This is a genomic window from Streptomyces sp. NPDC046122 (genome assembly GCF_056429965.1).
Genome location: NZ_JBWKLQ010000001.1, coordinates 232,269 through 245,634 on the forward strand (window position 1 = coordinate 232,269; position 13,366 = coordinate 245,634).

General features: G+C 72.8%; 9 protein-coding genes. 2 read left to right on the plus strand and 7 right to left on the minus strand.

The features are described from left to right. Positions 1–358 precede the first annotated feature (358 nt). A complete protein-coding gene (locus AC07FK_RS01005; RefSeq protein ID WP_479101402.1) occupies positions 359–1,297 on the minus strand; it encodes a 2-hydroxyacid dehydrogenase in 939 nt (312 codons plus the stop codon). A 75-nt stretch (positions 1,298–1,372) separates the two neighbouring features. Between AC07FK_RS01005 and AC07FK_RS01010 the strand changes: the two genes are divergently transcribed. Continuing rightward, positions 1,373–2,365 (plus strand): aldo/keto reductase, encoded by a 993-nt coding sequence (locus AC07FK_RS01010; RefSeq protein ID WP_479101403.1) that lies wholly within the window; start codon positions 1,373–1,375, stop codon positions 2,363–2,365. A 191-nt stretch (positions 2,366–2,556) separates the two neighbouring features. Further along, positions 2,557–3,711 carry a PQQ-dependent sugar dehydrogenase gene (locus AC07FK_RS01015; RefSeq protein ID WP_479101404.1) on the plus strand — a complete coding sequence of 385 codons (1,155 nt, stop codon included), beginning with the start codon at positions 2,557–2,559 and terminating at the stop codon, positions 3,709–3,711. Positions 3,712–3,837: 126 nt separating this feature from the next. Here AC07FK_RS01015 and AC07FK_RS01020 read toward each other — a convergent pair whose 3' ends face one another. From AC07FK_RS01020 to AC07FK_RS01045, 6 genes are all read right to left on the minus strand, one after another. Beyond that, a complete protein-coding gene (locus AC07FK_RS01020) occupies positions 3,838–7,008 on the minus strand; it encodes a helix-turn-helix transcriptional regulator (protein WP_479101405.1) in 3,171 nt (1,056 codons plus the stop codon). Positions 7,009–7,039: 31 nt separating this feature from the next. Continuing rightward, complete coding sequence (locus tag AC07FK_RS01025) at positions 7,040–7,225, minus strand: hypothetical protein (protein WP_479101407.1); 186 nt, start codon at positions 7,223–7,225, stop codon at positions 7,040–7,042. A 175-nt stretch (positions 7,226–7,400) separates the two neighbouring features. Continuing rightward, positions 7,401–8,072: a hypothetical protein gene (locus tag AC07FK_RS01030; RefSeq protein WP_479101409.1), complete on the minus strand. Its 672-nt coding sequence runs from the start codon at positions 8,070–8,072 to the stop codon at positions 7,401–7,403. Positions 8,073–8,107: 35 nt separating this feature from the next. After that, positions 8,108–8,665: a GNAT family N-acetyltransferase gene (locus AC07FK_RS01035; protein ID WP_479101411.1), complete on the minus strand. Its 558-nt coding sequence runs from the start codon at positions 8,663–8,665 to the stop codon at positions 8,108–8,110. A gap of 15 nt (positions 8,666–8,680) precedes the next feature. Next, the gene (locus AC07FK_RS01040) at positions 8,681–10,900 is read right to left on the minus strand and encodes an MMPL family transporter (RefSeq protein ID WP_479101412.1); all 2,220 of its coding nucleotides are present in this window, start codon (positions 10,898–10,900) and stop codon (positions 8,681–8,683) included. A gap of 181 nt (positions 10,901–11,081) precedes the next feature. After that, positions 11,082–13,181, minus strand: coding sequence for a phosphocholine-specific phospholipase C (locus tag AC07FK_RS01045; RefSeq protein ID WP_479101414.1), 2,100 nt, complete (start codon positions 13,179–13,181; stop codon positions 11,082–11,084). Positions 13,182–13,366: the final 185 nt, after the last annotated feature.

Below are 13,366 nucleotides of genomic sequence, written 5' to 3' on the forward strand. Positions count from 1 at the left end.
GCCCTGACGCGCGGCGCTCCGGGCGCCGGAGGGGCGGAAGACAGTCGCGGGCCGGGGCCGCACCCCGGGCCCCCGGGGCGGCGCCGGTCGCGCCGCTCGCGCGGAGGTTGCCGCCGGTGGCCCCGCCGCGTCGGAACCTTGGTCCATTCGCCGTGCATCGCCCGTCGCCCCCCTCACAGTCCGGTCGCTCCCCAGCGCCGTGATAATGCGCGGCGCAGCCCCTTGGTCCGGACGATACACCAATTCCGTCACTCAGGGACATACTCCCTCTACTCTCCGTGACCAGCAGAGACCGTGATCGGCACGCCGTGCATTCGAGTGGCTTCGCAGTGTGTCCGTTCTTGATCCGGGCGAACTCTCAGGGAGTGGTGAGGACGACGTTGCGCAGGGGTTCTCCGGCGGCGAAGCGGGTGAGCTGGTCCGCCATCAGGCGCTTCGCGCGCGGCATGAACGCCGACGTACTGCCGCCCACATGGGGGCTGATGAGGCAGCCGGGGGCGTGCCACAGCGGGTGACCGGGGGACAGCGGCTCCGGATCCGTGACGTCGAGGGCGGCCCGCAGGCGGCCCGCCTCGAGCTCGGCGAGCAGCGCCTTGGTGTCGACGACGGGCCCGCGCGCTACGTTGACCAGCAGCGCTCCGTCCTTCATGCGCGCCAGGAAGTCCGCGTTCACCAGTCCCTGAGTCGCCTCGGTCAGCGGGGTGGAGAGAATCACGACGTCGGCGGCGGGCAGCAGTCCGGGCAGGTCGGCCAGTGGATGCACCGGCCCGCGCTCCGTTGTACGGGCAGAGCGCGCGACGCGCGCCACCCGCGCACACTCGAAGGGCGTGAGCCGGTCCTCGATGGCCGCGCCGATCGAGCCGTACCCGACGATGAGGACGGACTTGTCGGCGAGCGCCGGGTAGAAACCGGCCCGCCACTCCTCCTTGTCCTGGCCGTGCACGAAGCCCGGGATGCCCCGCAGCGAGGCCAGGACGAGCGCGAGCGTCAGCTCGGCGGTGCTGGCCTCGTGGACGCCCCGGGCGTTGCACAGGCGCACCCCGGTGTGCAGGTCCGCGAGGCCCGGCTCGACGTGGTCGATGCCGGCGGAGAGCGTCTGGACGGCGCGTACGGAGGTCATGGCGGCAAGCGGGCGGACCGCGATCTCGGGGCCCTTCATGTACGGGACGACGTAGAAGGCGCAGTCGGCGGGATCGGCGGGAAAGTCCTGGCCACCGTCCCAGAAACGGTAGGTGAAGCCGTCGGGGAGCCCCGGTATCTCGGCGGCGGGAACGGGGAGCCACACGTCTGAAGTCATGGTCAGGAGGCTATGCGAAGGGCGGCCGAAGGCAGAGGTTAGTTTGGGGAGCGGCAGAGGGAGGGGTACGGGGAGTTGGAGCGCAGGACAATCGGTGCGGCAGCGCTCGAAGTGGGTGCGATCGGACTCGGATGCATGCCGATGAGCTGGGCGTACACCGGCTCTCAGCAGCGGGGGGACCGGTCGTTGCGTACCGTGCACGCGGCGCTCGACGCCGGGTCCAGTCTGCTCGACACGGCCGACATGTACGGGCCCTTCACCAATGAGCTGCTGCTCGGGCGGGTGCTCAAGGAGCGGCGCGCCGACGCCTTCGTCTCGACCAAGTGCGGGCTGCTCGTCGGCGATCAGCACATCGTGGCCAATGGACGACCGGGGTACGTGCGGCGGGCCTGTGACGCTTCGCTGCGGCGGCTGCAGACCGATGTGATCGACCTCTACCAGTTGCACCGGCCCGATCCGGAGGTGCCGGTCGAGGAGACCTGGGGCGCGATGGCGGACCTCGTGCGGGCCGGGAAGGTGCGGGCGCTCGGCGTGTGCGCGGTGGGGGCCAGGGCGTCGCGGCGGTCCGGGGCGCGCATGCATGACGGAACGATTCGCCAACTGGAGCGGGTGCAGCAGGTCTTTCCGGTCAGCGCGGTGGAGGCCGAGCTCTCGGTCTGGTCTCCCGAGGCGCTGACGGCGCTGCTGCCGTGGTGCGAGGCGCGGGGGGTCGGCCTCCTGGCGGCCATGCCGCTGGGCAACGGGTTCCTGACCGGGACGCTCAAGCCGGGGCAGGGCTTCGAGCCGGACGACGTACGGGCGAGGCATCCGCGCTTCACGGCCGAGATGATGGCGGCGAACCAGCCGGTGGTCGCCGGGCTGCGCCGGGTCGCCGAGCGCCACGGCGCGACTCCGGCGCAGGTGGCGCTGGCGTGGGTGCTGGGGCGCGGGCGCCAGGTGGTGCCGGTGCCGGGGACCAAGCGCGAGCGGTGGGCGGTGCAGAACGCCGGGGCGGCGGCGCTGCGGCTGACCGCCGAGGACACGGCGGAGATAGCGGCGCTGCCGCCGGCGCGCGGCTCGTGGGACTGACGCGGCGGCACGTGGGAGTGGCCTGGGGCCTGTGGGACTGGTGCGGCGGCTTGCCGGACCGCTGCGACGACCCGCGACCCGGTTGGTCCGGAAGGGAACCCGCGGGGTGCGAGCGGTGTATGAAGAGTGGGAGCCGCTGCCGGTGACCACCGCCGGCCGTCGAAGGGATGCGTACCGTGCAACGTCCTGCTGTGACAGCCGTGTTGGCTGCCGCCGTCCTCCTGCTCGGCGCGGGGTGCTCCGGCGGGGACGCGAACGCGCCGGCCCCGACGGCCACGGGCGGCACGAGTGCGCCGCCGTCACCTGACGCGTCCGCGCCGGGCTCCGGACCCCGAGCCGAGCCCCCGCCGGCCAAGGGGTCGGCCGAGGTGACGGGCACGCTCACCAAGGAGCTCAAGTCGCCCTGGGGGCTCGCCCCGCTGCCCGGCGGCGATCTGCTCGTCTCCTCGCGCGACGAGGGGACCATCACCCGGGTGGACGGCGAGAGCGGCGAGAAGACCGAGGTCGGTACGGTGGCCGGGGTCGCCCCGGCCGGCGAGGGCGGGCTCATGGGCCTGGCCGTCTCGCCCGGCTTCGCCTCGGACCACATGGTCTACGCGTACTTCACCACCGAGTCCGACAACCGCATCGCCCGCATGCTGTACGACGAGAAGAAGCCGGCCGGGCAGCAACTGGGCGCCCCTGACACCATCTTGCGCGGCATCCCCAAGGGCACCGTCCACAACGGCGGGCGGATCGCCTTCGGCCCGGACAAGATGCTCTACGCCGGGACGGGCGAGACTGGTGACACCGGGCTGGCGCAGGACAAGAAGTCGCTGGGCGGCAAGATCCTGCGGATGACCCCGGACGGCGAACCGGTGCACGGCAATCCGGAGGCGGACTCGGTCGTCTACTCGTACGGGCACCGCAATGTGCAGGGGCTGGCCTGGGACGGCGAGAAGCGGCTGTGGGCGGCCGAGTTCGGCCAGAACACCTGGGACGAGCTGAACCTGATCCGCCCCGGCCGGAACTACGGCTGGCCCGAGGTCGAGGGCAAGGGAGACCGTGAGGGGTACGTCGACCCGGTCGCGGAGTGGAAGACGTCCGAGGCATCGCCCAGCGGCATCGCGTACGCCGCCGGTTCCATCTGGATGGCGGGCCTGCGCGGCGAGCGGCTGTGGCGGATTCCGCTGGACGGCACGAAGCCGGTGGCCGCGCCCGAGTCGTTCCTGGCGGAGAAGTACGGCCGGTTGCGCACCGTCGTGGCGGCGGGCGGCGAGAAGCTGTGGCTGGTCACCAGCGAGACGGACACACGCGGCACGCCGCAGGCGGGCGACGACCGCATCCTGAACGTGGAGGTGGAGTAGCCGGTCGCGGCCCGGGGAGCCACGGCCCCGCACCGGCTTGGGTCCCCCACCGGCTTCGTCCTCGCACCGGGAGGCGCGAGGACCGGCGGGCCCGGACCGGGCGGGCGCCGCGGGCGCCCGGCGGTGTCAGGCCGTGGCCAGGGGCTCGTCCTGGAGGTCGGTGAACAGACGCAGGCGGTGTGCCACGGCGGCGGCTTCGCCCCGGCCGGACACGCCGAGCTTGCCCAGGATGTTCGAGACGTGGACGCTCGCCGTCTTGGGTGAGATGTAGAGCTCCTGGGCGATCTGCCGGTTGCTGAGACCGGCCGCGACCAGGCGCAGGACGTCCTGTTCGCGCGGGGTCAGGCCCAGGGACGCGGCCGGGCCGGCCGTGAGCACCGGGACCTCGGGCGCCGGGGTCAGCGACAGGCGGGCGCGCTGGGCCAGCAGGACGACGCTCTCGCCGAGGGGCCGGGCGCCCAGGTGCTCCGCCGCCGCGCGGACCAGCCGCAGCAGCTCGGCGGCCCGTTCGCGCTCGTCGGCGTTCGGCTCGCGCGGCCTCACCGAACCGGCCGCCGGCGCGTCGGTCGCGTCGGCGCCGCCGGGGGCGGAAGCGGCCAGCAGTGACTCCGCCCAGCGCAGGCGGGCGCGGGCCAGGTCGTACGGGCGCTCCAGCGTCTCGAACCGCGTGACCACGCCCGCCCAGTCGTCCGGGCTCACCACGCCCTCGGCCCGTCGCAGCTCGGCCCTCACCCAGCGTTCGTACGCATGCCACAGCGGGACCGGGGTGGGCAGGCGCTTCGCCCCCGCCCGGATCAGCTCCAGGGCCGCGGCGCGGCCCTCCTCGGCGGCCGGGAGGCCCCGTGCGTCCGCCTCGGCGACGGCGGCTTCGACGAGCAGCGCCCAGGCGTAGCGGTGCGTCCCGAGGGGGAAGCCGGCCTCGGCGGCCCGGGCGAACCCGGCGCGGACGTCGAGGATGCGGCCCCGAGCGGCGGCCAGGGTCAGCGCGATGCGGTGCAGCGGCAGGTCGTGCTGGGGCATCGGGTCGTGGCTGCCGAAGTACGCGCGGGCGGCTGCGAGCCGCTCGTCGGCGGCGGCCAGTTCGCCTCGGGCGCGCGCCACGTCGGCCTGTATCCACGCGGCGGCCCCGCGCGGCTTGGGACTGGGCGCCGAGGCCCGTTCGATGTCGACGGCGTGCTCCACGGCCTCGCTCCAGCGCCCGAGGGAGACGAGTGACTCCGCGAGGTTCCCCCGCACCCAGGCCTCGGTGTCGACGAGGCCGTACTTCCGGGAGAAGGCGACGCCCTCCTCGGCTATCTCCACGGCCTCCCGGGAGCGCCCCACGGACTCCAGGGCCGAGGGGAGGTTCACGTGGATGCGGCCGGCGACGCTGGCCATGCGCTGGGCGACGGCCTGCTCCTTGACGGCGTACAGCACGGCGAGGCCGCCCTCGACGTCTCCCGAGTCGACGGTCAGGCCGCCCAGGGTGGTCAGCGCGGACAGTTCGGTGTCGCGGGCGCCGACCATGCGGGCGTACTCCACGGCCTGTTCGGCGGAGACCAGGCTCTCCGCGCCCGGCTCGTGCAGCATGCCCCAGCCCGCGACGTACGCGAGGACCTCGGCATGGACGGCGGACGGCGGAAGGCCCCGTACGAGGTCGCGCGCGCGGGCGAGCTCGCTCCAGCCGTCACCCCGGCCGAGGCTCGATATGAGCTTGCAGCGCTGCACCCAGAACCAGGCCTCGCGCAGGGCGTCGCCCTCGCCGTCCAGCAGTCGCAGCGCCTTCTTGGCGATCTTCAGAGCCCGTTCGCGTTCGCCGCCGAACCGGCCGGCGACGGTGGCCTCCGCCATCAGGTCGAGGTAGCGCAGCGGCGTCGTCGCCGGGTCGCAGCCGCAGGGCGGGTAGACCTCGGCGTAGTCCAGGGGGCGCAGCACCGCGCGGACGTCGTCGGGGGCGTCGTCCCACAGTTCCATGGCGCGTTCGAGAAGGCTCAGCTGGTCGGCGTACGCATGGCGGCCGCGGGCCTCGACGGAGGCCTTCAGCACGGCGGGAAGCGCCTTGGCGGCGTCGTGCGCCGCGTACCAGTGGCTGGCGAGGCGGGTGGCGTACTCGTCGGCCCGCACCAGGGAGGGATCGGCCTCCAACGCTTCCGCGTAGCGCCGGTTGAGCCGGGAGCGCTCGCCGGGGAGCAGGTCGTCGCTGAGCGCCTCGCGCACGAGGGAGTGCCGGAAGCGGTATCCGTCGCCGTCAGGCGTCGCGAGCAGCAGGTTGGCGCCCACGGCCGCGCGCAGGGCCTCGATCAGGTCGTCCTCGGGGAGCCGCGCGACGGCGAGCAGCAGCCGGTGTTCGACGGTCGAGCCGCCCTCGGCGACGATCCGGGCCACCTTCTGGGCGTCGTCGGGCAGCGTTTCGACGCGGACGAGCAGCAGGTCGCGCAGGGAGTCGCTCAGGCCCGTGGCGCAGCCGCTCGCGAGGCACGACGCCAGTTCCTCGACGAAGAAGGCGTTGCCGTCGGAGCGGGTGAAGACCTCTTCGGCGAGCGCCGCGTCCGGCTCGGCGGCGAGGATTCCGGCCAACTGACGGTGTACTTCGGCGCGGTTGAAGCGGGGCAGCTCGATGCGCCGGACCGTGCGCAGCCGGTCGAGTTCGGCGAGGAGGGGGCGCAGCGGGTGGCGGCGGTGGATGTCGTCCGCGCGGTAGGTGCCGATCACGACGAGACGCCCGCGCCGCAGGGTGCGGAAGAGGTACGCGAGCAGGTGGCGGGTGGAGGTGTCGGCCCAGTGCAGGTCCTCCAGGGCGAGCACCACGGTACGGTCGGCGGTGATGCGCTCCAGGAGGCGGACGGTCAGCTCGAACAGACGCGTCATGCCGTCCTCGTGGTGCTGATCGCGGGTGGTCTCGCCCAACTCCGGCAGCAGACGCGCCAGTTCGCCCTCCTGCCCGTCGGCTGCGGCGGCGACCTCGTCGGGCATCCTGCGCCGCAGGGCGCGCAGCGCGGTGGAGAACGGCGCGAACGGCAGTCCGTCGGCGCCGATCTCGACGCAGCCGCCCACCACGACGACGGCCCCCGCCTCGCACGCCGCCGTGAAGAACTCCTCGACGAGGCGGGTTTTGCCCACGCCCGCCTCACCGCCCACGAGCAACGCCTGCGGCTCGCCCGCGGTGGCGCGGGCGAGCGCATCGGTGAGCTGGGCGAGTTCGCCGGCGCGACCGACGAACACGGGGCTGACAGACCTGGTTTCCACATCGCCGAGCATCGCACAGAGGTCCGACATCGCGGGGGCGACCTGCGAACCTCTCAGGGGCACGACCGTCATCGCAGGTCCTCGCTCCGCCGTCGGGCCGCTGTCACGCGGCCCGCGCGAAGCGGTTGCGCAGCGAACTCACCGGCCCCTCGGATGCGTTGCGCCCGGAGGAGCGGGCGGCCCGGCGGCCGGCCCGGCGCGCCTTGGCGGCCTGGCGTGCGAGGCGTTCCGCGGCGGCGACGCGCCTGAGCTCGGCCGCGTACTGCTGCTGGATCTCGTGCTCGAACATGGTGTTCTCCCGGCTGGGTGAGAGGGTGTCGATCTCGCTTTCCGCGATGTCCCCACTCTCGTTTCCCAGGGGCCCCCGGCGCATCGGGAGAGTGCCGCATATTGACGGCACGAGGGGCCTTAGGGACGTACGCGCAGGGTTGCGTACGTCCCTAAGGCCCCTTGGTCCGGCTGCCTTACCCGCCCGCTCCGGCCCCCGTGCCCGCACCGGGCGGCGTGGGCATCGCCGCGAAGAGGTCGAAGTACATCCCGGCGGAGACGAGCAGGCCGAGGACGCCGAGGGCGAAGCCGGCCCAGGCGAAGGAGCGGACCCAGGCCGGACGGGTGCTCGCGCCGGGCGTGCCGAAGGACGGGCGGACGAGCACCACGGCGGCGACGGCAAGGGCGAGCAGCGCGAAGCCGCCGTTGACGAGGGCCGTCATGTGCCAGCCGTTGCCGTACAGCGCGGCGACCTGGTCGGCGGGGCTGTCGGTCTGCTTGGTCCCGAGCTGGCCGATGAGCGTCTGGCGCTCGGCGGCGACCCGGCTGGTCCAGGTCCCGGACAGGGCGGCGAAGCCGAGCACGGTGGAGACGACGGCGGCCGCGCCCGCGCCGACGCCGGACGACGGGGCGGGCGGGGTCTCGTCCAGGAGATCATCGGAGTCGTCCCCGTCGTCCTCGGCGCCGTCCTCCAGCGCGGCGTCGTCCTTCCCCGCGCCCTGCTTCACCACGGCGTCGTCCCTGGCCACACCGTCCGCGGCCCCGGGCCCGCCGGCGACGGCCTCCCGGTCGGCGGTGCTCGTGTTCTTCTCCGCGGCGATCTCGTCGCCCTCGTTCGGGTCGGACTTCGTACGGGCTGTTGCAGTCATACGCCGCACGCTAGGTGCGGTTTCTGAGAGCTTCCTTAACGCCTCTCGCGCCACTCCCGTGCCAGCACCGACCAGGTCTCCTGGTCGTGCCGTACGCCGTGGGACACGTGGGCCTCGCGCCGTACGCCCTCGCGCGTCATCCCCAGCCGCCTCGCCACGTTGATGCTGGCGGTGTTCCCGGCGGCGACCAGCCACTCCACCCGGTGCACACCCCGCACGTCCACCGCCCAGTCGATCAGCACCCGCGCCGCGCGCGTGACCAGGCCGCGCCCCACCGCGGACTGCTCCAGCCAGCAGCCGACCTCGCAGGTGCCCGCCGCGGTGTCGAAGAGCCGGAAGAGGACGCCGCCGACCAGTGTGCCGTCGAGCCAGATGCCGTAGATCCGGCCGGCGTCCGCCGCCTGCTTGTCGGCGTACGACTGCAGGAACGCCCGCGCCGCGTCGAGGTCCTCGGCAGCCGCCGCGAGCCCGATGAACCGGTCGATGTGCTCGCGCCCGCGGTCGATGTGGGCGAGATACTCCTCGGCCTGCCAGGGCTCCAGGGGGCGCAGCTCCGCGTTCTCGTCGGCGCCGCCCAGCTGTATCGCGAACATCCCGCTCCTTGCCGGTTAGGGCACGAGCTGTTGGGACTCCTCCGACTCGCCCGTGCGCTGGGCTTCGATCTTGTCATGCACGGGCAGGCATTCGGCGGGTTCGATGCTGATCCGCGGCAGCCACCGGTCGAGCCGGCGGGGCAGCCACCAGTTCGCGCCGCCGAGCATGTGCATCAGCGCGGGGACCAGGAGGGTACGGAGCACGAACGCGTCCAGGGCGACGGCGGCCGCGAGCCCGATGCCGAACATCGCGATCACCCGGTCGCCGCTGAGGACGAACGCCAGGAAGACCGAGATCATGATCACCGCGGCGGAGTTGATCACCCGGCTGGTCTCGGCCAGCCCGACCCGCACCGCCCGCCGGTTGTCCCCGGTGTCCAGCCACTCCTCGTACATCCGGCTGACCAGGAAGACCTGGTAGTCCATCGAGAGTCCGAAGAGCACCGAGACCATGATCACCGGAAGGAACGGCTCGATCGGTCCCGCACTCCCGAGCCCCAGCAGCTCACTGCCCCAGCCCCACTGGAAGACGGCCACGACGACGCCGAAGGAGGAGGCGACGGCGAGCACGTTCATCAGCGCGGCCTTGAGCGGGATGCCGACGCTGCGGAACGCGAGCAGCAGCAGGACGCAGCCGAGTGCGATCACGACGCCGACGAAGAGCGGCAGCTTGTCGACGATGACCTCGGCGAAGTCGTCGTAGCCCGCGGTGATCCCGCCGACGTACACGTCCAGCGACGTCCCCTGCTCGGCCTGCGGCAGGACGCTCTCGCGCAGCAGGTCGACCAGGTCACTGGTCTCCTGCGACTGCGGCGACGACTCGGGTACGACGGTGAGCGCGGCCGTGCCGCCGTCCTCGCTGTACGCCACCGGACTGACGGAGGCCACTCCGTCGGCACCGCGCACCGTGCCGGCGAGGGCGTCCATGGCGGCGCGGTCGTCGGCGCCGTGAACCTCGGCGACCAGGGTCAGCGGGCCGTTGCTGCCGGGGCCGAAGCCGTCGGCGATCAGGTCGTACGCCGCGCGGGTCGTCGTGGACGCCGGGTTGTTGCCCTGGTCGGACGTGCCCAGGTGCAGGCCGAGCATGGGCAGCGCGAGGACCAGCATGACGACGGCGGCGACAGCGCCGAGCAGCTTGGGGTGGCGCTCGACGAAGGCCGACCAGCGGGCGGCGAACCCGGTCGGCAGTCCCGGCTTCGGGCCGTGCACGGCGAGCTGCCTGCGTTCGCGGCGGCTGAGCGCCCGCATGCCGATGAGGGAGAGCAGGGCGGGCAGCAGGGTCACGGACGCCGCGACGGTGAGGACGACGGTCAGCGACGCGGCGATCGCCACGCCATTGAGGAAGGACAGGCGCAGTATCAGCATGCCCAGCAGGGCGATGCACACCGTCGCGCCGGCGAAGACGACCGCGCGGCCGGTGGTGGCGACGGCGTTGGCCGCCGAGTCGGCGACGGACAGGCCGCTGCGCAGGCCCTTGCGGTGCCGGGTGACGATGAACAGGGCGTAGTCGATGCCGACGCCGAGCCCGACCAGCATGCCGAGCATCGGCGCGAAGTCGGCGACGGTCATGACGTGGCCGAGCAGTACGGTGCCCGCGTACGCCGTGCCGACGCTGACCAGGGCGGTCGCGATCGGCAGCAGGCTGGCCGCCAGCGAGCCGAAGGCGACGAAGAGGACGACGGCCGCGACCACGACTCCGACGAGTTCGCTGAGGTGCGAGGTGGGGGCTTCGGTGAGGGCGACGGCGCTGCCGCCGAGCTCCACCTGGAGCTGGGCGGTCTCGGCGCTCTTGGCGGTCGTGACGAGCGCCTCGGCCTGCTTCTGGAGGACGTCGTCGGACTGCGCGCCGAAGGTGACGGTGGCGTAGGCGGTGTGCCCGTCCCTGCTGATCTGCCCGGCGCCCTCGCGCTCGTACGGGCTGACGACGGAGTCGACGCCCGGGAGGTCCCGGACGGCGTCCAGGGTCCGCGTCATCGACTGCTCGACCCCGGCGGCCTGGACGGTGGTGCGGCCCGCGGTGTGCCAGACGACGGTGTCGCCGTCGCCTCCCCGTCCGTCGAACGCGGCGTCGAGGAGGGCGGTGGCGCGCCCCGACTCCGTGCCGGGCACCTCGTAGTCGTTGGAGTACGCGGAACCGGCGACTCCGGCGGCTCCGGCCACCACGCCGAGCGCGAGAAGCCAGAGCAGGACTGAGGCGAAACGGTGCTTGACGCACCACCGGGCGATTGCTGCCAACGGACTTGCTCCCTGGGTGGTTCGTGGATCTTTACCGGGAACAAACCCGCAAAGAACTCAGGACCTACGCTCAGCCACTTTGGCAGCTAAACGTGATCCTTTGTCCCTTTCGTGCGCATCGTCACAGGAGTCGCGGGAGCCGGGGGCACAGCTCCCGGGCTCCCGCGTACCACCCGGTGTGTCAGCCTGAGACGCTCGCGCGCCCGTTCTCTATGTGCCCCATGAGGCGCCTGTGGAAGGCGTCGTCACCCGTAACGGTGATCGCCAGGTCGTACCACCCGTGGGCGTCCGCGGCGGAGTGCACCACGGTGCGGCTGCGGCCCGGCTTCACCGTCACCCGGCGGTGCCGCCCGTCGTGGAGATCGGCCTCGTCGGCGTACGCGAGCGTCCGCACGGTGAAGGTCAGCGGCTCGCCGCCCCGGTTGACGAGGGTGAGGTGCAGGTCGCGGTCGCGCACGTCGAGGTACGAGGAGACCTCGGCGGCGCCCGTCCGCGTACCCGCGAACTCCCGGCGGAAGCCGTTCGGCCCGGTGATCGTGAAGCGGTAGGCGTCACGCGTAAGGGGTACGGCCCATTGCGCCGAGCCCCTTACATCCCGGTGCTGCGGAATGGCGAACTCACCGGCGTAGGGGTAGAGCGCGAAGTGCGCGCTCGCGCGCCCCCTGTTGCTGAGCTCCACCCGGAAGACGCCGCCGTCGACCGCGCCGTGGGCGTCCGGCTGGTACGGGAGCGGGCGCGCGGGACGCGTCCCCTCCTCCTGCACGGGCATGTGCTGCTCCAGCGGCGGGACCGGCCGCCAGCGCCCCGTGAACGGCGGGATCGCGCCCGGCCGCTCCACCGGCGGCTGCCGGCGGCCGCGCCGGAAGTCGAACGCGGAGGTCAGATCGCCGGTGACCGTGCGCCGCCAGAGGGTGATGTTGGGTTCCTGGACGCCCGTCCACCGCTCGAGGAAACGGATCACCGAGGTGTGGTCGAAGACCTCGGAGCAGACGTACCCGCCGACCGTCCACGGGGAGACCACCAGCATCGGGACCCGGACGCCGAGGCCGGTCGGCCGTCCCTGGTACCGCTCGTCGGTGTTGCCCTCGGGCGGAACCGGCGGCGGCACGTGGTCGAAGAAGCCGTCGTTCTCGTCGTAGTTGATCAGTACGACGGTGTGCCGCCAGACCTCGGGGTGGGAGCCGAGCGCGTCGAGCACCCGGTAGACGAGCGAGGCGCTGGCGACCGGCGACGAGGCCCCGGGGTGCTCCGAGTCGACCGCCGAGGGCACCAGGTACGACACCTCGGGCAGCGTGCCCGCCGCGACGTCCGCCCGGAACCGGTCGGCGAGGCTGCCGGTCTCCTCCCGCCGCAGGCCCCGCTCGAAGAGGGAGCGCTCGTTCTTCGTCAGCGTGGCCACGCCGTCCTCCAGCGCGGCGAGCAGCCGCTCGCGCTCGGCGGTGCCGGCCGTCTCCCGGACCTTGGCGTAAAAAGCCTCCAGATAGGTGAACCCGCCGGGGACCTTCGCGAGCGCCTTGCGGGCGATCTGCTTGAAGACCGTGAAGAACTCGATGTTGTTGTCGGTGAAGTTCTCCCACTCCTGGTACGTCTTCCAGGAGCGGCCCGCCCTCTCCAGCCGCTCGGCGTACGTGGGCCACGGGTAGCCGGGATGCGTGCCCTCGGCGTATGCCGCGTTGGTGACGGCGCGGCTTCCGTCGGCCTCGTGGCCGGTCCAGCCGCTCCACAGGTGGTTGCGGTTCGGGCTGGTCGACGTGTGGATCGACGAGTGGTAGGCGTCGCAGATGGTGAAGGTGTCGGCGAGCTCGTAGTGCAGCGGGAGGTCGCGGCGGTCGTAGTAGGCCATGGTGGCGGCGGTCTTGGCCGGCACCCAGCCGTCCATCCAGCCCTGGTTCCACGCCTTGGCGCCGCCGTCCCACGAGTGGTCGAGGTCGCCGATGTACTGCAGGTCCTTCTTCTGCGCCTCGGCCGCGTCCCGGACCGGGAACGGCACGACGTCGCCCAGGGGGCCGGGCTGCTCGAAGACCGGCCTGCCGGACGGCAGCTCCACGGCGTTGCGGTCACCGAATCCGCGCACGCCGCGCAGCGTGCCGAAGTAGTGGTCGAAGGAACGGTTCTCCTGCATGAGGACGACGACGTGCCTGACCGCCCTGAGCCCGCCGGAGGGCGGTTCGGCGGCCGTCGCCGCCCGGAGCGAGGGCGGCAGCAGCGATCCGGCCCCGGCGGCCCCGAGGGCGCCCCCACCCAGCGCGAGCATCCTTCTGCGCGAAATGTCCGGTGACACGCTCGACCTCCCAGTCGACAGCCAATGGTTCGCCTGTGATCCATTGAGTGGTACGCCTGGGACGGTAGTGAGACCGGGTGGCGACGAGAAGACCCGGCGACGACTCCGGCGTGAACGTCCAAGACAAGGCACCGGGAGTCCAAGCGGTTTCCGGCCACACCGGGACCCGGCCCGCGCACACGCCG